Annotated in this window: 26 protein-coding genes; all 26 read left to right on the plus strand. The window is 44.2% G+C overall.

Going from position 1 to position 23,314, the window contains the following annotated elements:
- On the plus strand, positions 1–278 hold a 278-nt coding region (locus JG770_RS09085; protein WP_291958052.1), incomplete at its 5' end, for a hypothetical protein.
- A 33-nt stretch (positions 279–311) separates the two neighbouring features.
- Positions 312–1,925 (plus strand): polysaccharide biosynthesis protein, encoded by a 1,614-nt coding sequence (locus tag JG770_RS09090; RefSeq protein ID WP_291958055.1) that lies wholly within the window; start codon positions 312–314, stop codon positions 1,923–1,925.
- Positions 1,922–2,707 carry a nucleoside triphosphate pyrophosphohydrolase gene (mazG, locus tag JG770_RS09095; RefSeq protein ID WP_291958056.1) on the plus strand — a complete coding sequence of 262 codons (786 nt, stop codon included), beginning with the start codon at positions 1,922–1,924 and terminating at the stop codon, positions 2,705–2,707. Before JG770_RS09090 ends, mazG begins: the two co-directional genes overlap by 4 nt.
- Positions 2,708–2,794: 87 nt before the next feature.
- The gene (locus JG770_RS09100) at positions 2,795–3,070 is read left to right on the plus strand and encodes an HU family DNA-binding protein (protein WP_363320988.1); all 276 of its coding nucleotides are present in this window, start codon (positions 2,795–2,797) and stop codon (positions 3,068–3,070) included.
- A gap of 57 nt (positions 3,071–3,127) precedes the next feature.
- On the plus strand, positions 3,128–3,367 hold the full coding sequence (locus JG770_RS09105; RefSeq protein WP_291958061.1) for an RNA-binding S4 domain-containing protein: 240 nt from the start codon (positions 3,128–3,130) through the stop codon (positions 3,365–3,367).
- Between the two features lie 76 nt (positions 3,368–3,443).
- A complete protein-coding gene (locus JG770_RS09110; protein ID WP_291958064.1) occupies positions 3,444–4,418 on the plus strand; it encodes a SpoIID/LytB domain-containing protein in 975 nt (324 codons plus the stop codon).
- A gap of 82 nt (positions 4,419–4,500) precedes the next feature.
- Positions 4,501–4,806: a sporulation protein YabP gene (gene yabP, locus JG770_RS09115; RefSeq protein ID WP_291958066.1), complete on the plus strand. Its 306-nt coding sequence runs from the start codon at positions 4,501–4,503 to the stop codon at positions 4,804–4,806.
- Positions 4,803–5,186 carry a spore cortex biosynthesis protein YabQ gene (gene yabQ / locus JG770_RS10670; protein ID WP_363320989.1) on the plus strand — a complete coding sequence of 128 codons (384 nt, stop codon included), beginning with the start codon at positions 4,803–4,805 and terminating at the stop codon, positions 5,184–5,186. The genes yabP and yabQ overlap by 4 nt, the downstream gene beginning before the upstream one ends.
- Positions 5,187–5,253: 67 nt before the next feature.
- The gene (locus tag JG770_RS09120) at positions 5,254–5,538 is read left to right on the plus strand and encodes a septum formation initiator family protein (RefSeq protein WP_291958069.1); all 285 of its coding nucleotides are present in this window, start codon (positions 5,254–5,256) and stop codon (positions 5,536–5,538) included.
- 108 nt (positions 5,539–5,646) lie between these two features.
- Positions 5,647–6,039 carry a S1 RNA-binding domain-containing protein gene (locus tag JG770_RS09125; protein ID WP_291958071.1) on the plus strand — a complete coding sequence of 131 codons (393 nt, stop codon included), beginning with the start codon at positions 5,647–5,649 and terminating at the stop codon, positions 6,037–6,039.
- Between the two features lie 399 nt (positions 6,040–6,438).
- The gene (locus JG770_RS09130; protein ID WP_291958074.1) at positions 6,439–7,680 is read left to right on the plus strand and encodes a competence/damage-inducible protein A; all 1,242 of its coding nucleotides are present in this window, start codon (positions 6,439–6,441) and stop codon (positions 7,678–7,680) included.
- Between the two features lie 79 nt (positions 7,681–7,759).
- A complete protein-coding gene (gene recA / locus JG770_RS09135) occupies positions 7,760–8,797 on the plus strand; it encodes a recombinase RecA (protein ID WP_291958076.1) in 1,038 nt (345 codons plus the stop codon).
- Between the two features lie 44 nt (positions 8,798–8,841).
- Positions 8,842–9,282, plus strand: a complete 441-nt coding sequence (locus JG770_RS09140; protein WP_291958079.1) for a regulatory protein RecX — start codon at positions 8,842–8,844, stop codon at positions 9,280–9,282.
- Entirely contained in the window at positions 9,279–10,262 is a 984-nt protein-coding gene (locus JG770_RS09145; RefSeq protein ID WP_291958081.1) for a metallophosphoesterase, read from the plus strand. The genes JG770_RS09140 and JG770_RS09145 overlap by 4 nt, the downstream gene beginning before the upstream one ends.
- 2 nt (positions 10,263–10,264) lie before the next feature.
- Positions 10,265–11,716, plus strand: a complete 1,452-nt coding sequence (locus JG770_RS09150) for an AAA family ATPase (RefSeq protein ID WP_291958083.1) — start codon at positions 10,265–10,267, stop codon at positions 11,714–11,716.
- Between the two features lie 96 nt (positions 11,717–11,812).
- Positions 11,813–12,475: an ATPase gene (locus JG770_RS09155; RefSeq protein WP_291958086.1), complete on the plus strand. Its 663-nt coding sequence runs from the start codon at positions 11,813–11,815 to the stop codon at positions 12,473–12,475.
- An 85-nt stretch (positions 12,476–12,560) separates the two neighbouring features.
- Positions 12,561–14,660, plus strand: coding sequence for a sodium-translocating pyrophosphatase (locus JG770_RS09160; protein ID WP_291958089.1), 2,100 nt, complete (start codon positions 12,561–12,563; stop codon positions 14,658–14,660).
- Between the two features lie 157 nt (positions 14,661–14,817).
- Positions 14,818–16,116: a nickel-dependent lactate racemase gene (larA, locus tag JG770_RS09165; RefSeq protein WP_291958091.1), complete on the plus strand. Its 1,299-nt coding sequence runs from the start codon at positions 14,818–14,820 to the stop codon at positions 16,114–16,116.
- 49 nt (positions 16,117–16,165) lie between these two features.
- Positions 16,166–16,363, plus strand: coding sequence for a hypothetical protein (locus tag JG770_RS09170; protein ID WP_291958093.1), 198 nt, complete (start codon positions 16,166–16,168; stop codon positions 16,361–16,363).
- The gene (locus JG770_RS09175) at positions 16,299–16,877 is read left to right on the plus strand and encodes an aldehyde dehydrogenase family protein (RefSeq protein WP_291958096.1); all 579 of its coding nucleotides are present in this window, start codon (positions 16,299–16,301) and stop codon (positions 16,875–16,877) included. The genes JG770_RS09170 and JG770_RS09175 overlap by 65 nt, the downstream gene beginning before the upstream one ends.
- Positions 16,825–17,577, plus strand: a complete 753-nt coding sequence (locus JG770_RS09180; protein ID WP_291958099.1) for an aldehyde dehydrogenase family protein — start codon at positions 16,825–16,827, stop codon at positions 17,575–17,577. Before JG770_RS09175 ends, JG770_RS09180 begins: the two co-directional genes overlap by 53 nt.
- Before the next feature lie 9 nt (positions 17,578–17,586).
- Positions 17,587–18,231 (plus strand): hypothetical protein, encoded by a 645-nt coding sequence (locus JG770_RS09185; protein WP_291958101.1) that lies wholly within the window; start codon positions 17,587–17,589, stop codon positions 18,229–18,231.
- Between the two features lie 4 nt (positions 18,232–18,235).
- Positions 18,236–18,841, plus strand: a complete 606-nt coding sequence (locus tag JG770_RS09190) for a BMC domain-containing protein (protein WP_291958104.1) — start codon at positions 18,236–18,238, stop codon at positions 18,839–18,841.
- Between the two features lie 13 nt (positions 18,842–18,854).
- A complete protein-coding gene (locus JG770_RS09195) occupies positions 18,855–19,877 on the plus strand; it encodes an electron transfer flavoprotein subunit alpha/FixB family protein (RefSeq protein WP_291958107.1) in 1,023 nt (340 codons plus the stop codon).
- A gap of 2 nt (positions 19,878–19,879) precedes the next feature.
- Complete coding sequence (locus tag JG770_RS09200; RefSeq protein ID WP_363320991.1) at positions 19,880–21,301, plus strand: FAD-linked oxidase C-terminal domain-containing protein; 1,422 nt, start codon at positions 19,880–19,882, stop codon at positions 21,299–21,301.
- 278 nt (positions 21,302–21,579) lie between these two features.
- Positions 21,580–23,229: a Na/Pi cotransporter family protein gene (locus tag JG770_RS09205; protein WP_291958111.1), complete on the plus strand. Its 1,650-nt coding sequence runs from the start codon at positions 21,580–21,582 to the stop codon at positions 23,227–23,229.
- Positions 23,230–23,314 lie beyond the last annotated feature (85 nt).

Below are 23,314 nucleotides of genomic sequence, written 5' to 3' on the forward strand. Positions count from 1 at the left end.
TCGCTACGGCTGTGAAGCTGGACCACTACGCAATCAAAGATTGCTGTGGTCCTACGCTTCAAAAGCCCGCTCAGCATATATGTCAAGCCTTACATCACTTAATGATGGCGTACTTACAATTCGTTTCGCTTGAGCAAGCTAACGCAATATTTCAAGGCGTTCTCCGGCTTTATATCATTTGCATCCTTTATGCCACTCGTTTCAGCCATATAGCACGAATTGAAGTTATATGGCAATCGGTGTTGCAAAAAAGCTTATCTTATCGTAAAATTAAATAGATTAAAGAGACGTATAATTAGATGGAGCGGTGTATGAGCAGACAAACATTCTTAAAAGGTGCTGCCATATTGGGTTTGGCCGGCCTTTTAGTCAAGATAATAGGGGCATTTTATAGAATTCCGCTGGCCTACATAATAGGGCCTGAAGGCATGGGCTTATATCAGATGGCTTATCCGATATATACTACGTTGCTTTATATATCGGTAGCCGGCATACCTACCGCCATATCCAAAATGGTGGCCGAACGCATCGCTTTAGGGCACCGAAGAGACGCTCATCGGGTTTTTATGATATCATTCAAGCTGTTGCTTATCTTAGGTATTATTACGACTGTATTATTGCTGCTGGCTACACCTTTGCTGGCCTTGTACCTTAAGAATCAAAAGTCGCTGTACGCGTTTTTGGCCATAGCACCATCATTATTTTTTGTTTCGATGATATCGGCTTACAGAGGCTATTTTCAAGGAATGCAGCAGATGATACCCACCGCGTTGTCCCAGATAATCGAACAATTGGGTAAACTGATATTCGGATTGTGGTTAGCCAGCCTCTGGATGCCCAAAGGCGTGCAGTATGGAGCTATGGGCGCTGTACTGGGCGTGACTATAAGCGAGGTGCTGGCCTTCGCAATGCTTGTGATAACCTACAATCTCAAGCGCCGTGATATAAGACTAGCTGTACAGCGAGACTTTAACAGGCGATATCGTGAAAGCAAGGGATCGATATTACAAGAATTATTAAAAATAGCGATTCCTATAACCATAGGAGGATTGGTTATACCATTGGTCAATATTACTGATCTTATGATAATACCCAGACGACTTGCCGGATTGGGGTTATCGACACAGCAAAGCACCGAGCTATATGGCTATCTGACAGGCTATGCCAATACTTTGGTCAATTTTCCTCAAGTCATAACCGTAGCACTATCGGCAAGCCTGGTACCGGCGATATCAGAAGCCGCTATATTAAAGGATATAAATGGTTTGCAGGAAAAAGCTAATATTGCTATACGATTAACTATACTTCTAGGCCTGCCTTCAGCGCTTGGTATGGCGGTATTAGCTCAGCCTATATTACAACTGCTATATCAAACATTGACAGCGGAACAGTTGGCCATAAGCAGTCAGATACTTGAGATATTGGCGTTCTCTATAATATTTCTTACATTGGTGCAGACATCGGCTGGTATACTTCAAGGAGTGGGCAAGGTGGGTATACCGGTTATAAATCTTTTGTGGGGAGCACTGCTTAAAATAGTGATGAATTATGTATTAGTGGGTATACCGGTGCTCAATATAAGGGGTGCTGCTTTTGGCACCATAGCCTGTTATGCCTTGGCGGCTGTCTTGGATCTGTTGGCGGTTGCGCGGTATACGCATATAAAATTCAATGCGGCATCACATTTAATGAAACCTGCTATATCCGCCGGTGTCATGATAGCAGCAGTATGGGTGCTATATAAATGGTTATATGTATTTTTGGACAGCAATAGTATGGCTACTCTGCTGGCCATTCTGGCAGGTATAATAGTATACGGTTTGATGCTTATGGCTATAGGAGCGGTGACTTATAATGATCTCCGTCAGATAGATCGTTTAAAAGGGATGGCTGATAAACTTTATAGAATGGGGATGTTACGATGAGCGGCAAAGAGCAACATTTTAATTTTGAGGATTTATTGGATATTATGGCTAAATTACGCGGCGAGGGAGGTTGCCCGTGGGATAAAGAACAGACCCATGAAAGCCTTCGCCAGTATATGTTAGAAGAAAGCTATGAGGTAGTGGACGCTATAAACCATAAAGATGATGATGAATTGAAGGAAGAGCTTGGCGATGTGCTCCTTCAGGTGGTATTCCACGCTCAAATAGCTGCCGAGCAAAACAGATTTACCATCCGGGATGTGATAGATAATGTATGCCGCAAGATGATAAGCAGGCATACGCATATATTTGGCGACGACACCGCCGATACGGTGGCGCAGGTACTGGATAATTGGGAAAGGATTAAGTCCGACGAAAAGGGTTTTGATACTCATACAGAAAGGATGAAAGCTATACCATCTATCTTGCCGGCGCTCATGAGGAGCTATAAAGTTCAAAAGAAGGCTGCGGCGGTAGGCTTCGATTGGGACGATGTAAAAGATGCCGTCAGTAAAGTGGACGAAGAACTCCAAGAATTTAAGGATGTATATTTGAGTGAAAATTATGGTAAAATAGTAGAAGAACTCGGTGATCTGCTGTTCGCCATAGTAAATGTAGCCCGCTTTTTGGATATACAGCCCGAGTTAGCGCTTAATGAAGCTACGGAGAAATTTATAAGGCGGTTTGAGTATATTGAGAATAGTGCTAGAGAAGCCGGCAAAAAGTTGGAGGACATGTCGCTGAAGGAGATGGACGCGCTTTGGGAGCAGGCTAAATTGTAAAATTTAATAAAAGTATTGATTTTTGGCTCAAAATCTGCAAAAATAATGGTAAAAGCAAGATTAACTAAACAAAGGAGGAAAAATCCATTGAATAAAGCAGAACTGATAACAAAGATGGCAGAAAAAGGTGAGATGACCAAAAAGGATGCTGAAAAAGCATTAAATGCTTTTGTGGATGTGGTTACCGAGGCATTGGCTAATGGCGATACAGTGCAACTGGTAGGGTTTGGAACATTTAGAGTAAGTCCTCGCAGTGCTCGAAAGGGCCGTGATCCTCAAACACAAAAGGAAATAATGATACCAGCATCCAAAGCCCCGGTATTTAAAGCGGGAAAGGCTTTAAAAGATGCCGTCAAGGGTTAACGTACCGAAAGCTGCGAGTAGTTCGCAGCTTTACTTTTATTCAGAGGGGAAATGTTGATGCGTTTGGACAAGTTCTTAAAAGTTTCACGCATTATAAAAAGGCGTACTATTGCTAATCAGGCATGTGATCAAGGAAGGGTCAAAATAAACGGTCGTGTGGCTAAGGCTTCTGCTGAGGTCAAGGCCGGAGATATGCTGGAAATACAGTTTGGCGACAGAGTCATGCGATATCAAATATTGCAGGTGGTAGAATCGCCGTCCAAAGAGCAGATTTCGGAGCTATATAAAGTTATATAGCGTTCTATAATTTGTGTTTAATAGATTGCGTTTATTGAGATACTATGATCGTATATATCATGAGGAGGATTATAGTATGTTCAGAAAACGCAATTTTGCTATAATAGTAGTCGTATTACTGGTTCTTACATCATGTGCCCGCACCAGACCCGAACCTCTTGCGCAGCCGAAGCAGCCCGATAAGCCTGCCATACCGACTAAAATAAGCACGGGGAGCAATGCAGAGCCGATTTTAAAGGTTTATGATAAAGATAAGGGTATAGTTGACGAGATGGGGTTTGAAGATTATATAGCGGCGGTTGTAGCAGGCGAGATGAAAAATGATTGGCCGGTACAAGCGTTAGCAGCTCAAGCCATTATAGCACGCAGCTTCGTCTTGAATTTTATCGTTGAAAAGGGCGGTTCAAGGTATGGAAACGCCGATGTATCCACGGATATAGAAGAAGCTCAGGCGTGGAATCCTTCTGCTGTAAATGATCGCGTAAAAGAAGCTGTCAGAAGCACGCGCGGTCAGGTCATCGTATACGATGGGCATTTCGCCAATACATGGTTTCATGCGCATTCCGGCGGCATGACCGCTACGGCCAAAGAGGGGCTTAACTATAAAGAGGAGGAGCCGCCGTATATACAGGTAGTAAGGTCGCAGGAGTCGGATAAAGCGCCTGCCGATAATAAAGCATGGGAAGCTACATTTTCTGAAAATGAGGTGCTGAGAGCTCTGCATAGCTTGAATGTAAACATAAATGATTTTGATACCGCGGAAGTAGTTGCCAGAGGGCCGTCAGGCAGGGCTACGGCTATAAAATTTGATGATACCGTTGTATCGGCGCCCGAGCTGCGTCTAATGCTGGGTAGTACAAAGATGCGGTCTACTCTGCTCACATCGTTGGTATATAAAAATGGGCAGTTGACCATAAAAGGTAAAGGGTATGGCCATGGAGTGGGTATGTCCCAGTGGGGCGCATATAAAATGGCTGAAGATGGTCGGACTGCCTCAGAAATAATAAACTATTATTATAAGGGGATAGACATCGTCAAGATGTGGGATTAGGACGCGCGATAGTTCTAAATATTCTGGTACAGGCATATCATTTATCGATAATATAAATTGGCTATGAAGGGAGAGGAGTAATTTGCCCGCTAAAGAATCAGAGCCTAAAAAGATCGTTAAAGATATGCCTCATACCGTTGTAATGCAAAACAGAGAGAGGCTGACTATTACTGGAGTAAATGATGTGGAAAGCTTTAACGAGGAAATCATAAGCGTTTCCACCAGCGTTGGTTATATAATAGTAAAAGGAACCAGCCTTCATATTAATAAACTGAGCTTGGACGATGGTGAGCTGATGGTGGAAGGTTACATAGAGGAACTCAATTACACGGATAAAATAGATAGTCACGGTAAAACATCCGGATTTTTAGGTAAGATGTTCAAGTGAATATAGAACAGACATATGTTTTCGGTGTTATGATCATATGCGGTTTCCTAGTAGGTATTGTGTATGACCTGTATAGAGTATTCCGATGGAAATGCAGACCGTCCAAGGTAATAATAGGGGTACTGGATATGCTGTTTTGGTTGTTAACCGCATTGTTTTTTTTCTGCGTACTTTTTAGAATTAATTATGCAGAAATACGATTTTATCTGTTTCTTGCTTTTGGAGCCGGCTGGATGTGTTATCTTCTCGTTGTAAGCCGATATTTTATCGCGTTATTTATCAAAATAATAGAAGTAATAGCAACTATATCCAGAATATTAACTAATTTGTTACTGTTGCCTTATAAATTTGTTCACAGTAGGCATAAAAATTTTAAATAATAGAAGGATTTTTGAGATTTATGGCGAATATATTAATATATAAACATTAGACAAGCTGGAGAGAAAAATGAGAAAGCGAAAGAAGTTTTTGCGCATAGGCTTGTTGCTTTTGCTTATAGGGTATGTGTCTGCAATGTTGATAAATCAACAAATGCAGTTTAATTACGTACGTTCGCAAAAGCAGCAGATCTCTGAGCAGATAGCAAAGCTGAAGGAAGAAAACCAACGATTAGAACGTCAAATCGATCTATCCAATACCGACGAGTATGTTGAAAAAGTAGCGCGGGAGCAGCTTGGCATGGTTAAAGATGGAGAAGTGAGATACTTAGATGATTCTGAATTGGGCAAATAAGTTCCTTAGGTCGATGCAAGACGATGCCCCATTATAGAGCAGGTTATTTTTATATTATTGCGCATGAAGCACATATGTTAAATAAAAAAAGGAGGATAATCTCATTTTATGGCCTTACAAGTGGGGAATATAGTTGATGGTACAGTGTCTGGGATAACCAAGTTTGGAGCCTTTATTAAATTGCCCGATGGCAGTACGGGTTTGGTCCATATATCTGAAATAGCGGATTTTTACGTTGCCGATATAAAGGATCAATTAAAACAAAACGATAGGGTGAGGGTAAAGGTATTGTCGATAGGCGATGACGGTAAGATCCGTTTATCGATTAAAAAAGCCAAACAGGCGGAGGATGTATCAGTAAATAACCAAACTAAAGAGCAGGCGTTGTCCTTTGAGGATAGGCTGGCCCAATTCTTAAAAGATAGCGAAGAAAGGTTGAATGATTTGAAGCAGAATCAAGAGGCCAAACAACGGGGCGGATATAGCAGGCGCTATGTATAACAGGGAGGATGCCAATAAGTATAACGATAAATTTTTAAGGATCGCTTAAGCGGTCCTTTTTATATTGTACTGCAAAGCGATGTAAATGATATAAAGCCGGAGGACGCCTTGAAATATTGCGTAAGCGTACTCAATGAATGCAGCGTAGAGCAAGCGTAGGTCGGGCATGGACGCCCGACCAGTCGGCATTGAGCATGGACGCGAATTGCCGGCGTTAGTTTGCTCAAGCGAAATGAATTGTAAGTACGCCATCATTGAGTGATGTAAGGCTTGACATATATGCTGAGCGGGCTTTTGAAGCGTAGGACCACAGCAATCTTTGATTGCGTAGTGGTCCAGCTTCACAGCCGTAGCGACTATACTGATTAAGGTTAAAGGTTAAACAGGAGGCAGAATTAGATGGATTGTGAAATTATAAGCGTGGGCACCGAGTTGCTTTTAGGCCAGATTGCCAATACCGATGCCCAGTATATATCACAGAGATTATCCGAGTTAGGGATAAACGTATACTATCATACGGTCGTGGGAGATAACAGGCAACGTTTGCTGAATGCCCTGGACGTGGCTGTAAAGAGGGCTGATCTCATTATTACTACCGGTGGGCTTGGTCCGACGGTCGATGATCTTACCAAAGAAACAGTGGCCGAATTTCTGGGTCTTGAGCTCCAAATGCATGAGCCTAGCTTGCAATATATTAAGGAATATTTTAACCGTACTGGTCGACAAGTAAGCGATAATAATATAAAACAGGCTTTACTGCCCAAAGGAAGCATACCGATACCCAATCCCAACGGTACGGCGCCCGGCGTAATAATAGAGCATGAGAAAGGTATATTTGTAATATTGCCTGGGCCACCTATGGAACTTCAACCCATGTTTGAAGAAACTGCAGTACCATTTTTACAGAAATTCTCGGATTATGCCATCGTGTCTAGGGTGCTCCGTATATTCGGTATAGGTGAGTCAAAAGTGGAAGAGATGGTGGAGGATTTGCTGGATGAACAGGACAATCCTACGATAGCCCCTTTGGTCGGTCATGGAGATGTTACATTGCGTATTACCGCACGGGTGCGTAAAGGCGAGGATGCTTATGCGCTGATAAGTCCCGTCGAGCGGCAGATAAAACAGCGTTTGGGTGATGCTGTATATGGTGTGGATGATGATACGCTGAGCAAAGTGGTAGGCCGTATGCTTATAGAACGTGAGCTTAAGCTTGCGTTGGCTGAATCTTGTACGGGTGGGCTTATATCCGATAAATTGACGGATATACCTGGTATATCCACAGCGTTTGACAGAGGCTTGGTTACCTATAGCAATGAAGCGAAAATGGAATTATTGGGCGTATCGAACGACACATTGAATCGTTTTGGAGCAGTAAGCCCGCAGACTGCCGAGGAGATGGCATTAGGGGCATTGGCTCACAGCCATGCTGATATAGCGTTAGCCGTTACAGGTATAGCCGGTCCTGATGGCGGTACGCCGTCCAAACCGGTCGGTCTGGTATATATGGCTATAGCGGATAGTTATGGGGCGTATAGCAGCAAACATGTATTTGGCGGCAATCGCAGGCGCATAAAAGAAACAGCTGCGCTTACGGCACTGAACCTGTTGCGCTTACATTTGCTCAAAAATAACGATTGACGCTGGAAGAACTAAGGGGTATAATAAAAAGGTGAACAGATGTTCGGTATATTGACTGCTCGAAAGGATTGATAAACTGATGATGGAAAAAGAACATGCGCTGGAAACAGCATTGAGCCAGATAGAGAAGCGGTTCGGCAAAGGTTCTATCATGAAGTTAGGTGATGATACCGCTCGGCTTAATGTTGAAGTGATACCTACCGGTTCGCTTAGTCTCGATATAGCATTGGGTGTTGGCGGCGTACCAAGAGGTCGCGTGGTAGAAATATTTGGGCCGGAGTCGTCCGGAAAGACCACCGTAGCATTGCATATAGTAGCTCAAGCGCAAAAAATCGGCGGAACGGCGGCCTTTATAGACGCTGAGCATGCGCTGGATCCGGCCTATGCGAAGCGATTAGGCGTAAATATAGATGATCTTTTGGTATCGCAGCCGGATACCGGTGAGCAAGCCCTTGAAATAGCCGAGGCATTGGTTAGAAGCGGTGCCGTGGATGTGGTTGTTATCGATTCGGTAGCGGCATTGGTGCCACAGGCCGAGATAGACGGGGAGATGGGGGACGCCCATGTCGGCTTGCAGGCCAGGCTTATGTCTCAGGCTCTCCGCAAACTAACCGGCGCTATAAGCAAGTCTAAATCGGTAGTCATATTTATAAACCAATTGCGTGAAAAAGTAGGTGTTATGTACGGTAATCCGGAAACCACGCCAGGGGGAAGGGCGCTCAAGTTCTATGCGTCAGTACGCCTGGATGTACGCAAGGCCGATACTATTAAGAGCGGTGCCGATGTAACAGGTACTCATACCAGGGTAAAGGTGGTTAAAAATAAAGTTGCGCCGCCGTTTAAGCAGGCCGAATTCGATATAATATACGGCGAAGGCATATCGCGCGAGAGCGATATACTGGATTTGGCCGTAGACCAGGACATTATAGTAAAAAGTGGGTCGTGGTATTCATACAACGACAATAGGATAGGACAGGGCAAAGAGAATGCCAAGCAGTTTCTTAAAGATAATCCGGAGATATGCCGCGATATAGAAGAGAAAATAAGGGAACAATATAAATTGGGCAAGATAAAGCTTATATCGGCTGTCGATGAAGCCGAAGAGCCGGCCGAATAATTATTGCTGATATGCACGAACCTTCTCAACCGCCGAGCGCTGAAGTGCTTCTACTCAAGTTTTTATCCTATAGACAGCGCAGCCGTCATGAAATAGAGCAATATCTTAGCAATAAAGGCTGCGCGGATAAGGATATATCCGATCTTATAAATAAATATCAGGATATGGGCTATATAAATGACTTGTCATTTGCCGGCATGTGGATAAGAGAACGCATGAGATTTAACCCGAAGGGTTATGCGGCTATATGCGCCGAGCTTTATGCTAAGGGCGTAGACAGGGATATTATAGATCAAGCGTGGCGTGAGGCCCAGGTCGATGAGCGCAGCATAGCTAGTGAGCTTATAGAAAAACGCTTTGATAAACATGATAAAGAGGCTATGCCCAAAGCCATGGCCTTTTTGATTCGCCGCGGTTTTAATAGATCGATGGCATATGCTACAGTAAAAAATTTTTTTGTTGAAGATACAGAGGACGATAGATGAGATTTCTCTTTTTGACCGACACACATATACGCGGTACTGCTCCGAGAGGCAGACTCGACGATGTATATGAGACGTTAAAGAACAAATTAAATGAGATAAACGATATCGTGCATGAGCAGCACGTGGATGTAGTGCTCCACGGCGGGGATTTTTTTGACCGTCCGGATATTTCGCCTTCCATAGTCAGGGAATTTGCTGCCATATTTCAGAAATTTGACAAACCTATATACGGGGTGGCAGGTAATCACGATATATATGGTCATAACCCGGCCACTATAGGGCGTACCATGGTAGGATTATTGGACGGCGTAAATATTATAAAGCTAATAGAACCATCAAATCCTGTCATATTAGAGGATGACTCGGTGCGCATACAGCTGACAGGACAACCTTATACGTATGATATAGATTATAAAGATCGGTGTAAACAGTATTATACCGTGTCAAAGCCGACCGACGTTGATTTTGCCATCCATATGGCGCATGGAATGCTGCTGGAAAAGAAGATGTTTGAAGGGGCGGCTTATACCCTTATAGATGATATAGCCGATACCGAAGCCGATGTAACGCTGAGCGGGCATTTTCATACCGGATTCGGCATAAAGCGGGTAAACGATAAATATTTTATAAATCCGGGTAGCCTTATGCGCATGACCAGCAGTATAGCAGAAATGGATAGATGGCCGTCGGTACTAATTTTGGATATGAATAAGGCCGACGGGATATCGGTAAAGATTGAGCGCCTGAAAAGCGCTAAGCCCAGCACTGAGGTATTGGACAGGGCTTACATAGAGCAGGAGCAGATGAAGAAACAGAAACTGGCCACATTCTTTCAGGAAATAGGAGCGGCCGGTGAATTCAAGCGTTTCGATCTATCGGCCATAATACAACAAGTGGCCGGTAACGAGCATATAAGTGATGAAGTAAAAGAAGAGGCATTGAGGCGTATAGCGGCAGCCGAACAATATGCGGAGATGTAATTATGGCTGTTAATTATATTGAAAAGATAATATTAGAAAACTTTCAATCGCATGAATATACAGAATTAGAGTTAACCCAAGGGCTTAATATATTTGTAGGCCCTTCCGACAGCGGCAAAACGGCCATCATAAGGGCTATAAGGTGGGTGCTATATAATGAGCCGCGCGGTATGGAGTTTATGAGACAAGGGGCGTCTTTCTGTCGGGTAACGCTTAGCATGTCTAACGGTTATACTATAGTGAGGGAGCGGTCCTCGTCATACAACCGATATGTTTTAATAGCTCAAGATGGCCGGAAACAGGTGTTTGAAGGTTTCGGCAATGAAATACCGGCTGAGATATTGAATGCTCACAGCATACGCAAAGTAGTATTGGATGAGAACAACGCCGTCAGCATAAATATAGGACAGCAGCTTGAAGGGCCTTTCATGCTGGCCGAAACAGGCGCTACGCGAGCCAAGGCTCTTGGCCGTCTGGTGGGCGTGCATATAATAGATCGGGCTATGCAGAGCACCGTCACCGATATAACGCGATTAACTCAGCAGGTGAAACAATGGGATCGCGATATAGATAATCTGAGCCAGTCCATAGAGCAATTCGATTATCTTCCGCGACTAGAGCAAGCCATAGAGCAAGAAAGCCGATGCATAGACCGCTTAGATCGGTTGACCATGCGTTTGGATCGCCTTGCTGAAATAAATCGGAATTTAAAGTCCATAGAAATGGAATCGCATCAGAATCAAGCCATTCTAAGCAAGCTCGATGTTATACCGGCTTTGGAGAAGCATATACATAATGTAGAGGTATTGACAGCCAATCTTACGGTGTTGAAAAATATAAACCGAAGATGGCTGGTCGTCGAGAGTAATATTGCACATGATAAAGCGATAATAAAAAGCGTGGAGGATTTACCTCAAGCACAGGCCATCGTGGAGAAAGCATTGGCATCTAACCGTTTGCTCAATAAATATACTCAGATAAGCCTGACTTTAACGGCCATATATAGTGATATAAAAAAACAACAAGAGGTTTTGGATAAGGTTGAGAGGTTGGATGATTGTCAGCGTTGCCTCAATCTGGCCTCAAATGCGCTTGTGAATCTAGAGCGCTTGGAAACATTAAAAAAACGCCTTGAAACATCGAATGCTGAATTGAGCAAGGCTGCAATGCTTAAAGATGCATTGCAGCAGGTCGACAAGTGCCGCTCTGTGCTATCGGAAACCGAACGATATATGGCATTGCTGAACAGAATGCGGGATTTATCCGCTCATCTCAAGGATGTGGTTAAGCATATAGCGGAGGGACAGCGCTATATAACGCAGATTGAGCAAGAAATAAATGATAAAGCCGAGCGCTATGGAGAAATACTGATGAAGGTAGGGCGGTGTCCCGTATGTATGTCTAAGATAGATGCTTCTACAGTGGAAGATATAGTATCAGCTTATAAAAGATGACGGAGGTAAAAAACATAAATGAAATAGACATGTTGATAAAGCAGGCTCGGGAACTTTTACCGCCGGACTTATTGAAGCATTGAGGTAATGCATACTATGGATGCGAACAAGCAACAGCTTGACGATATAAAACAACTATACAGACAGGCCCAGGATATCTATATGAGCGAAAAGTCGAAGCGCGATCAACTGCTGGCCATGAGGCAGCAAGTCCAAGAGCAAAAGGAGCAGGCGCAAAAGCAATTGGATATACTGGAAAAGACCAGAATTTTACTCGATCATGCCGCAGACTTCGCGAGGCAGCAGGCTAAGAATCAGATAGAGAGGCTGGTTACCAGTTGCCTGCAATTCATATTTCAAAGCGATATACGCTTTGAAATAGAGCTTTCAGAGCTGCGCAAGCGCCCTGAGGCTGAGTTTTATGTCATCTCAAGATACCAGGACGACGTGATAAAGGTGCGGCCGCAGGAATCGCGCGGCGGCGGCGTGGTGGATATCATATCATTGGCCATACGCATAGCCATGCTTCAATCCTATAATCCTCCTATCGGGGGCCCGCTGATATTGGATGAGCCTGCTAAGCATGTCAGCGAGGAATATATAAACAACGTATCCGAGTTCCTGAAAGAGATAAGCAGGACGTTTGGCAGGCAAGTAATAATGGTGACGCATAATCGCGTGCTGAGCGAAGTGGCCGATCGTATATATACCGTAGATTATGATGAAAACGCCAGTAAAGTATCTATAACCGACTATTGATAATTTTATTGTTTGATATTAGAATATATGGGGCAGTGCATTGATGCATTAGCCTCGACAAAATACATATTTTGGAGGTGCTGTTGTGGATCTCTTGTTATTAGCTCCTATCGGTTCTGTTCTGGCCTTGCTGTTTGCGGCTTATATGGCTTATACGGTTATGAAGCATAGCGAAGGCACTGAGGATATGCAACGCATAGCGCGGGCTGTCAGAGAGGGCGCCAATGCTTATCTTAAGCGGCAGTATACGGGTGTGGCCATATTTTTTGTCGTGATGTTTGTCGTGTTGCTCATATTGGCCCTTAACGGTTTCTTGACCATATTCGTTCCGTTTGCCTTCTTGACAGGAGGGTTTTTCTCGGGCTTGTCGGGTTTTCTCGGCATGAAGATGGCTACAAACGCCAATGCCAGGACGACCAACGCAGCCAAGCATAGCCTCAATGCGGGCTTGCGCGTAGCTTTCTCGGCCGGTACCGTCATGGGGATGGTGGTGGTAGGCCTTGGCCTTTTAGATTTAAGTTTTTGGTATTATTTCTTAACGTGGGTTTATAGGGACTTGGATGCGGCTGTCCGCATACAGAATGTTACCAGCGCTATGCTGACGTTTGGCATGGGCGCCAGCTCGATGGCGTTATTCGCCAGGGTGGGCGGCGGCATATACACCAAGGCGGCGGATGTCGGCGCTGACCTTGTAGGCAAGGTAGAAGCTGGGATTCCCGAAGATGATCCGCGCAATCCGGCCGTCATAGCCGATAATGTCGGCGATAATGTCGGCGATGTGGCTGGCATGGGCGCTGACCTGTACGAATCATATGTGGGCTCCATCGTATCGACCAGCGCGCTGGCGGTGGCGGCAGGGCTTGGCGTCGACGGTGTCACCATACCTATGACAATGGCTGCTATCGGTGTTATAGCATCGATAATAGGTACGTTTTTCGTTCATGCCAAAGAGGATGCAAAGCAGAGCGTATTGCTCGCCGCATTGCGTCGGGGTACCTACATAAGCGCAGCGCTTATAGCTGTCATATCGTTTTTCTTGGTGTGGCAGGTGCTGGGCATGGAGCACATAGGCGTCTATTTCGCCATATTGAGCGGCCTGTTGGCAGGCGTCATAATAGGATACTTTACAGAATACTTTACGTCGGATTCATATAAGCCGACCCGTGATTTGGCGGGCACATCCACTACCGGTCCGGCCACTGTCATTATAGGGGGCCTGTCGCTGGGCATGCGTTCCACGGCTGTGCCGGTTATAGTAGTGGGCGCGGCGGTATTGGCCAGTTACTTCTTGGCAGGCGGTGCGGAGGATTTCAATATGGGCTTGTACGGTGTGGCTATAGCGGCAGTAGGTATGCTCAGCACGTTGGGCATAACGCTTGCTACCGATGCCTATGGTCCGGTGGCCGATAATGCCGGCGGTATAGCCGAAATGTCTCATCAGGATCCAGAGGTTCGCCGTCGTACCGATGCGTTGGATTCGCTCGGCAATACTACAGCTGCTACCGGCAAGGGATTTGCTATAGGCTCGGCCGCTCTGACGGCTCTGGCCCTGATAGCGTCGTTTACCGATGAAATCACGCGCATAGTGCAGACCCAGGGATTGGACTTTAAGCTGGATATATCGATACTCAATCCGCCTACGCTTGTGGGACTGTTTGTGGGCGGCATGTTGCCGTTCTTGTTCTCGTCCATGACCATGAGCGCTGTCGGCAGAGCGGCGCAAAGCATAGTTATGGAAGTACGTCGCCAGTTTAAAGAGATAAAAGGGCTTATGGAGGGCAAAGCCGAACCCGATTACGCGCGGTGCGTCGATATATGCACGCGCAACGCCCAAAAGGAAATGATAGCGCCTGCCTTGACGGCTATCGCGGCTCCTCTTCTGATAGGATTTTTGCTCGGTATAAACGGTGTGGCCGGTATGCTTGCCGGTGCTACCGTCAGCGGATTTATACTGGCGGTCATGATGGCCAATTCGGGCGGTGCATGGGATAATGCCAAGAAATATATCGAAAGCGGCGAATATGGCGGCAAAGGCTCTGACAGCCATAAAGCCGCTGTGGTCGGAGATACCGTAGGTGATCCGTTTAAGGATACATCCGGTCCGTCGATCAATATACTGATAAAGTTGCTGTCTATGGTGTCGGTTGTATTCGCGGCATTTATATTGCAGATATCGTTGTTTTGAAGTTCGATAAAAGCCTCCTATGAACATAGGGGGCTTTTTATTATGCGGCGAATACAACAAAAATACAACATAATTATGATAAAATCAAAAATAAACTTGACTAGATATGCTTTAGTTGATAAAATGAAACATATAAGATGTAAAGGATGTAGCGCTGATGAAAACCCATTTCTTATATGGAAAAACAGGCATAAATGTAGATATACCAGATAAGAATATTGTAGGAGTTGTACGCAAGCATACCATGCCGATTGTTAATAATGCAGATAAGGCCATTGAAGAAGCGATCTTCAATCCTATAGCAAGCCTGCCGTTATACGAATTGGCTGAGGGCAAGCACACAGCCTGCATAGTGGTATCGGATATTACAAGACCGGTGCCGAATAAATTGCTCTTGCCGCCTATACTGCGCTGCCTTGAAACAGCGGGCATATCGAAGGATGATATAACTATACTGATAGCCACAGGCATACATAGACCTAATTTGGGCGATGAAATGATAGAACTCCTGGGACAAGACATTGTGGATAATTATCGTGTCATCAACCATTATTCGCAGAAGATGGACGATATGAGCTATTTAGGGCAAACGTCTATAAACAATATACCCATTTACGTTAACAAATATTATGTACAAAGCGATCTAAAGATTATAACCGGTCTTATAGAACCTCATTTTATGGCTGGCTACTCTGGAGGCCGAAAGTCTATATGTCCGGGCATATCCTCTATAGAAACGGTCAAATACATGCATATGCCTGGCATATTAGAACACCCTAAATCTGATAATTGTGTTGTCGAAGGCAATCCATTTCACATAGAAGCAACCGAAATAGCAAAAAAAGCAGGTGTAGATTTCGTAGCAAACGTGGTTATAGATGAAAATAGGCAGATAAGCGGTATCTTCTGCGGAGAACTTGAGGCGGCTCATGCAGCCGGCGTAGCCTTTGCGGATAAGTATAGCCGTGTGATATTAAGCGATGTAAGCCGGCCTGTTGATATAGTTGTCACATCAACAGCAGGATATCCCTTGGATAAAACATATTATCAGACTGTCAAGGGGTTCATAGGAGCTCTTAATGTTATAAAAGATGGCGGCACTATCGTTATGCTGTCGGAGTGCAGCGAAGGGTTGGGCAGCATGTCATTCGTAGATGTGCTAAAGCAACTTAAGGTTATAAACGATTACGATGCATTTATAGAGCCCATATCCCATATAGAAAGCTTTACGGTAGATCAATGGGAAGTGGAGGAACTGGTAAAGGCATTGAAGAAGGTAAATATAATGCTCTATTCGTCCGATTTCGATAACTTTGATCTGACATTTGCTTCGAAGATAACATCGCCTGAAGAAGGTATAGCGCGTGCATTAGAGATGCATGGGGAGGATGCCGCTATTCTGGCTATACCCGAAGGGCCGTATGTCATACCATATCTGTCGAGTGACGCTTTATAATTCAAAATGCATATAAAAGATGGGGTTTTTAGAGAGGAGAAAATAAACGATGGCTTTTAATGAAGACTTAATAGCATCGATAGTAGAACAAGTGCTGAAACAGATTCAGAGCGATGACCATGCCATTACATCGGCACAGCAATCTGCGATAAAAGTAAATGACGACTGGGGCGTATACACCGATGTCGACGAGGCTATGGAGGTGGTCAATAAAGCGCAGAAAGAATTCGCCGCCAAAACGCGATGAAATTATAAGCGCTATAAGAGCGGCCGGTGTGGAAAATGCCGAGTATCTGGCCGGAATAGCGCATGAGGTTACGGGTTATGGTCGTGTTGAAGATAAGACGGTAAAGAACAGAAACGCCGCCATGTTGACACCGGGGATAGAGGACCTTCAAAAAGAATTTTTAAGCGGGGATGCTGGTTCTGTCATAATAGAGTATGGGCCTATGGGCGTCATAGCATCGCTCATGCCCTCCACGCATCCGACTGCTATTGTCATAAACCATGCCATAGCCATGTTGGCGGCTGGTAACGCTATATTTATATGCCCTCATCCCAAAGCCCAAGCTGCTACCTTGGAAGCCATGAAGCTGCTCAATAAGGCTATAATCAAAGCCGGTGGGCCTAAATATCTCATGGTGGCTGTAGATAAAGCGGATATGGAAACCTCCAACAAGGTATACGCTCAATCCTTATGTAAAGATGGTGGCGGCGGCCGGTGGGGAAGGCGTTATAAGAGCGGCGTTAAAAAGCGGTAAAAAGGCCATAACAGGAGGACCGGGTAATCCGCCTGTAGTGGTAGATGAAACGGCCGACATAGCCAAAGCGGCCAAGGATATAATAGACGGCGAAAGCTATGATAATAATGTGTTATGCATAGCTGAAAAAGAAGTATTTGTGGTAGAATCTGTAGCTGATAGGCTTATAGCTGAAATGCAAAAAAATCATGCATATCTTATAAAGAGTCAAGAGGTAGCTGATCTAACAAATGTTACCATAAAAGATGGCGAGCCAAACGGCCAACTTATAGGCAAGAATCCATCGGTGATATTAAAAGATATAGGCATAGAAGTAGGCGATGACGTGTGCACCGTCATATTCGAAGCACCACCGGAACACCCGTTGGTAATGATAGAACAGCTTATGCCCGTATTGCCTATAGTAAGGGTCAAAGATTTCGAGGAGGCTGTAAAATGGGCTGTTAAAGCCGAACATAGAGACTGTCATACGGCCATATTGCATTCCAATGATATAAACCGTATAACCGAATATGCGCGCGCCATGCAGATGACAGCACTGGTGGTAAACGCTCCTTCTTATTCATGCATGGATCCTCAATCCAAAACATTGGTGTATGCGCATACTTTGACCGGACCGACCGGCGAGGGATTCTGTACGCCGCGTCATTTTACGCGTCAGGAGCGCATCATGTTAGGCGGCGCCTTTCACTTCGTTTAGAAGGGGAAAATGATGTATATTCTGGTATTAAATTGCGGTGGTTCATCGGTCAAGTTTCAGGTATTCGATATGCCAAGCGCGCAGGTGATAGCCAAAGGTATGGTGGAACGCATAGGCAAAACCGATGCGGTGTTGCATTATAACTCTGTTTGTCATGAAGCGTGGCAAAAAGAGATGCCCATATCGGATCATAAAGAGGCTATAAGCACGGCGCTTTTATGCAGCGAATGCGGCATATGCGATATGTTTGCGTGCCCGTTGGATCTTTCGCCGAGGCGCATAAATATGGCTATAAAAGAGGAACTAGCTAAAAGAGGATTTAAAAATCCTCATCATAACGCAGATCTGACGGCACATCCGTTTCGTGATGGCCGGCTGATACCTGTGGAAAGGCTGATAGCCAGATTAGGGCTCAACCAATATAATAAACCGGCACCATTAATAATGGATGAACAGATTGTAAAAAAGGTAACGTTGCCTCTTAAGCAGAGTACCGGCGTACCTGTGACGCCTTTGGTTAAAACTGGCGATCGGGTGGAAAAAGGCCAGCTTGTCGGCTCGGTACCCAAGGGTCAGCTTGGAGCAAATCTGCATGCCAGCATAGCCGGCGTGGTTAGAGCCATAGGCCAAGAAATAGTTATAGAGGGGATCTAATAGTATGAATGGGAAAAAAGCTATAGGTCTTGTGGAATTCAAAAGTATAGCCATGGGGTTAGTGGCTGCCGATAATATGATAAAAACGGCAAACGTCGATGTAATAGAAGCCACTGTTTTATGTCCCGGTAAGTATATACTGCTTATATCTGGTGACGTTGGTTCGATACAAAGCGCTGTAGATAGAGGCGTAAACGATTTTGCTGAAAATGTCATAGACAGTTTTGTTTTGGCCAAATTTACCAGCGAGATAGTTTATATCGGTGAACATATGATGCAGGTAAGGCGATTGGTAGAGGGTGGCTATGAGCTATTGGAGTTGCCGCTGCCCTGTTTATTGACAGTGGTTAAGGAAATAAGCGATCCAAGGTTGCCTACGCTAAGAGGTAAACAAAAGGCAAAAAAAATCGATATACCGATGTGGGGGCCGGATGATATAGAGGCGGATCCATCTAATATTGGATTAAAAGGATCTCCAACACGTGTTGTAAAGACATTTCATCCCCAAGTATCACGCAACGGTAAAAAGCTGGTAGCCAGGGATACCGAATCCATCAATAAGGCAGTGGATGAATTGATAGAATTTCTTAAGGATAGGCAGCTTATATGAGGAGGGATGAGCCATGGGCTTGAGTGAGGTATGGGTTTTGGCCGAGCAAAGGAACGGCATAATACAAGGGGTATCATACGAATTGCTAAACCGCGCAAGGGGATTGGCCGATAAGCTTAATGTGCCGTTGGCCGCTGTGCTGATGGGTTATGATATGCCTGCCGATGAAGTGCAAGAGTTGATATATCGGGGGGCTGACAAAGTATATCTTATAGAACATGAGATATTAAAAGATTTTTTGGCCGAGCCTTATTCAAGCGTGATATGCTGTATGATAGATATGTACAGCCCACAAATAGTTATAGCCGCGGCTACATCTACGGGTCGCACAGTGCTGCCACATGTAGCCATGCGAAAGCGCGCCGGCCTTACGGCGGACTGTACCATACTTGATATAGAGAAAGGTACGGGTAATCTATTGCAGACCAGACCGGCTATAGGCGGCAATATACTGGCCACTATAAAGACGCCGGAGGCCAGACCGCAGATGGCTACTGTGCGCCCTCATTCAACGAAGTCTGCGCCAAGGGATGTAACAAGAACAGGTGAAGTTATTAGGCCGGTATTGCCGTCCGAATGTTTTACATCTCGTGCAAAAAAACTTGATTTTATTGAAGATAAATCTCAGGAGATATCATTGCAGCAGGCTGATGTGGTGGTGGCCGGCGGTAGAGGCTTGGGCAAAGCTGAGAATTTCAAATATATCGAGGCGCTGGCCAAAATATTGGGAGGCGCGGTCGGTGCATCCAGAGATGTCGTGGATCGCGGCTGGGTTACATATCCGCATCAAGTTGGATTAAGCGGTAAGACCGTCACACCTAAATTATATATGGCCATAGGCATTTCCGGGGCAATACAGCATATAGCCGGTATGCAGACATCGGAGACTATAGTAGCGATAAACAAGGATCCGGATGCGCAGATATTCAAATTAGCCGATTTTGGCATAGTAGGTGATGCCATGGAGGTATTGCCGGTATTAATAGAAAGATTAAAACAATACATAGCACAGCGTGAGCAGGAGGCGATAAAATGAGCATGCGTTATAATGCCGTAACTCAAGAATTGGTTGATAAACTTATAGATATAGTAGGCTCAAAGAACGTTATATGGAATGATCCGGAACGTATGGAGAGTTATGCTCACGATGAAGTAGCTGAAAAAGAATATGCGCATATGCCTGATGTGGTGGTTAAGCCTGCTGATGCTAAAGAAATATCGCAGATAATGAAATTGGCCAATGAATATATGGTACCGGTAACGCCTAGAGCAGCCGGCAGCGGCTTATCGGGCGGAGCAGTACCGGTGTATGGTGGCATATTGCTCTCCGTCGAGCGGATGAACCGCATATTGGAGCTCGATAAAGAGAACCTCATGGCCGTGGTAGAACCTGGTGTGGTGACAAATGAGATCAATAATGTCATAAAGGACGACGGCTTGTTTTATGCCGGTTATCCCATGAGTTTGGAAACCTGTTTTATAGGCGGCAATGTAGCGGAGAATGCCGGAGGAGGAAAGGCTATAAAATATGGTGTTACAGGCCGATATATATATGGTTTGGAAATGGTTATGCCTACCGGCGAGATAGTAGAATTTGGAGGCAAACGTGTTAAAGACGTTACAGGTTACGATATAGTCCATTTGATGGTGGGTGCTGAAGGTACGCTGGGCATATATACGAAGATAATATTAAAACTATTGCCGTTACCCACAGCCACTGCAGATCTGTTGGTTCTATTCAAGGATGTAGATACTGCTATAGGAGTGGTTCCAAAGATTATGACCAATGGTCGCATCATACCGACCGCCATAGAATTTATGGATGAATCGTCGTTTAAGGCATCATGTCAATATTTAAACGAAACCATCCCGGTAGCTGAAGCCGGTGCGATGCTGCTTATAGAGATCGATGGCAAGAATAGAGAATTAGTCGAGAGCGAGTATGAAACCATAGGCGAACTATGTATATCCAATGGCGCTATAGAAGTATATGTGGCCGATAATTATACCACGATAGAGCGGATATGGAAGATAAGGCGCAACGTAGCCGAGGCATTTAAGGTGGTTAGCCCGCATCAGAGCCTGGAGGATATAGTGGTGCCAATAGCCAATATACCTGATTTTGTACGAGGTTTGGCAGAGATAATAGATAAATACGACGTGCCTATACCATGTTATGGTCATGCCGGCGACGGCAATTTACATGCCACAGTGGTTAAAAATCCTGATTTTACGATGGAAAAATGGCACGAGATTTTGCCTGAAGTATTGACGGAAATGTATAAACTTACAGCTCAATTGGGCGGTACCATAAGCGGTGAGCACGGCATAGGTTCCAAACGTAAGCAATATATGAAGCTCGTTATGAATGAAGATCAGCTCAACGTTATGCGTAGCATAAAAAAGGCGCTTGATCCCAATAATATATTGAATCCCGGCAAGATATTCGATATGGAGTAGGGCGAATGAAAAGAGGCTTTAACAGCCTCTTTTTTGTGCAAAAAATTTATAGCGCGTTGACCGTATGTTTGATATAATATCGTTGGCTTGAGATGATTCCTTCAATTCGTGCTATATGACTGAAACGAATTGTGGGTACGCAATCATATTACGAATTACAGAAATGATTCCTTTGTAAATCGAAAAGAGGTGGGTATATGTTATAATTATAACAAACTTCATAATTGTGTCATCTATAGTGTATTTTAAACAATGGAGGAAGATGGGAAGTATATGCTATGCAAATGATAATATCTCTGACAGGGGGATTGGGTCTTTTCCTTTATGGCATGAAGATGCTTGGGGAAGGTCTAGAGAAGGCTGCTGGCAATCGCCTTAAACGACTTATCGAAGTATTGACCACAAATCGCTTTATGGGCGTATTGATAGGAACCGCAGTTACCGCTATAATACAGAGCAGCAGTGCCACTACTGTTATGGTGGTCGGATTTGTAAATGCAGGGCTAATGACCCTTATGCAGGCGACGGGCGTTATAATGGGGGCTAATATAGGTACTACAGTTACAGCTCAGCTTATAGCTTTTAAGTTGACCACTGTAGCTCCTATAGCCATAGCAATAGGAGTAGGATTTATATTCTTTGCTCCTAAAAAGTCATTAAAACATTTAGGAGAGATAATAGCGGGCTTTGGCATATTGTTTATGGGTATGGATATTATGAGCGAGTCAATGTCACCGCTCAGATCGAATGAACAATTTGTAAGCTTTTTACTCAATTTCAAAAATCCGTTATATGGGATAACTGCCGGTGCTATTTTTACTGGTATAATACAGAGCAGCAGTGCGTCTATAGGTATATTACAAGCTATGGCGTTCCAGGGCATAGTGGATCTGGATGTAGCCTTACCCATACTATTCGGTATGAATATAGGTACATGTGTTACAGCTTTGCTGGCTAGTATAGGTACATCGGTTACTGCTAAACGCGCAGCCATAGTCCATTTGAGTTTTAATGTAATAGGTACCGTTGCGTTTTTGCTTATAATACAATTTATACCGTTTGCTGAATTTATTCAATCGCTGTCACCTGACAATGTAGCGCGACAAATAGCCAACGCACATACTGTTTTTAATATCGTCAATACGATTTTACTTTTCCCATTTGCTAAACAATTGGTAAATATAGCTTCCAGGATAATACCCAGTAAGCCCGAGCATATTTCAGAAAAACGGTTTGAATACCTCGATCAGCGTATATTGGAAACACCGGCTGTAGCAGTAGTGCAGATAATGAAAGAAGTAGGGCGGATGGCTGATTTAGCCATAAGAAATGTAGAGCTTTCTATGAGCATATTCTTTGATTTTGATGAGGAAAAACAAAAGCGTATATATGAAAATGAAGAGCTCATAAACTTTCTCAATCATGGAATAACGGAATACCTTGTGAATTTATCTAATATATCGCTTAACGAGGAGCAAGCGGAAGAAATATCCGGCTTATTTCATACGGTAAATGATCTGGAAAGAGTAGGCGATCACGCAGAGAATCTCACTGAGCTGGCCGAGTATAAAGAAGAAAACAGGTTAGAATTTTCCAATATGGCCATATCTGAATTAGAAGAATTATACAATAGAGTGCTTGGGATATTAAAAGATTCTGTAGAGGCATTAAAAAGGGATGATATGGTTATGGCTGCAAATATAGAACAAAGAGAGGAAGAAGTGGATGACATGGTGAAGCGTTTTAGAGAGGCGCACATAGACAGATTGAATAAAGGGCAATGTCAGCCATCATCTGCGGTGATCTATCTCGATATGCTGAATAATTTGGAACGCATATCCGACCATGCTATGAATATAGCATTTTCTGTTCTTGAGCGTAATCGACATTACAATAAACTGGCTATTATAAATCAGTCCAGCGGTTAAATGTCAAGACCTAATTGGAAATTGTACATTGCAAAAATCAATATTTATAGCTGCTTTTTAGCACAAAAGGGCAACCTCACCTAGA

Origin of the sequence: Mahella sp., from assembly GCF_020054945.1 — a bacterium.
Taxonomy (GTDB): Bacteria; Bacillota; Clostridia; order Mahellales; family Mahellaceae; genus Mahella.

Bases quoted from the DNA above. Each gene is read 5' to 3' on its own strand.
- JG770_RS09200 (WP_363320991.1), top strand. From the start codon at position 19,880: ATGCGTTATAATGCCGTAACTCAAGAATTGGTTGATAAACTTATAGAT.
- JG770_RS09190 (WP_291958104.1), top strand. From the start codon at position 18,236: ATGAATGGGAAAAAAGCTATAGGTCTTGTGGAATTCAAAAGTATAGCC.
- JG770_RS09155 (WP_291958086.1), top strand. From the start codon at position 11,813: ATGGATGCGAACAAGCAACAGCTTGACGATATAAAACAACTATACAGA.
- JG770_RS09195 (WP_291958107.1), top strand. From the start codon at position 18,855: ATGGGCTTGAGTGAGGTATGGGTTTTGGCCGAGCAAAGGAACGGCATA.
- JG770_RS09170 (WP_291958093.1), top strand. From the start codon at position 16,166: ATGGCTTTTAATGAAGACTTAATAGCATCGATAGTAGAACAAGTGCTG.
- JG770_RS09105 (WP_291958061.1), top strand. From the start codon at position 3,128: ATGCGTTTGGACAAGTTCTTAAAAGTTTCACGCATTATAAAAAGGCGT.
- JG770_RS09090 (WP_291958055.1), top strand. From the start codon at position 312: ATGAGCAGACAAACATTCTTAAAAGGTGCTGCCATATTGGGTTTGGCC.
- JG770_RS09175 (WP_291958096.1), top strand. From the start codon at position 16,299: ATGTCGACGAGGCTATGGAGGTGGTCAATAAAGCGCAGAAAGAATTCG.
- recA (WP_291958076.1), top strand. From the start codon at position 7,760: ATGATGGAAAAAGAACATGCGCTGGAAACAGCATTGAGCCAGATAGAG.
- mazG (WP_291958056.1), top strand. From the start codon at position 1,922: ATGAGCGGCAAAGAGCAACATTTTAATTTTGAGGATTTATTGGATATT.
- JG770_RS09185 (WP_291958101.1), top strand. From the start codon at position 17,587: ATGATGTATATTCTGGTATTAAATTGCGGTGGTTCATCGGTCAAGTTT.
- JG770_RS09125 (WP_291958071.1), top strand. From the start codon at position 5,647: ATGGCCTTACAAGTGGGGAATATAGTTGATGGTACAGTGTCTGGGATA.
- JG770_RS09145 (WP_291958081.1), top strand. From the start codon at position 9,279: ATGAGATTTCTCTTTTTGACCGACACACATATACGCGGTACTGCTCCG.
- JG770_RS09150 (WP_291958083.1), top strand. From the start codon at position 10,265: ATGGCTGTTAATTATATTGAAAAGATAATATTAGAAAACTTTCAATCG.
- JG770_RS09110 (WP_291958064.1), top strand. From the start codon at position 3,444: ATGTTCAGAAAACGCAATTTTGCTATAATAGTAGTCGTATTACTGGTT.
- JG770_RS09120 (WP_291958069.1), top strand. From the start codon at position 5,254: ATGAGAAAGCGAAAGAAGTTTTTGCGCATAGGCTTGTTGCTTTTGCTT.
- larA (WP_291958091.1), top strand. From the start codon at position 14,818: ATGAAAACCCATTTCTTATATGGAAAAACAGGCATAAATGTAGATATA.
- JG770_RS09130 (WP_291958074.1), top strand. From the start codon at position 6,439: ATGGATTGTGAAATTATAAGCGTGGGCACCGAGTTGCTTTTAGGCCAG.
- JG770_RS09205 (WP_291958111.1), top strand. From the start codon at position 21,580: ATGCAAATGATAATATCTCTGACAGGGGGATTGGGTCTTTTCCTTTAT.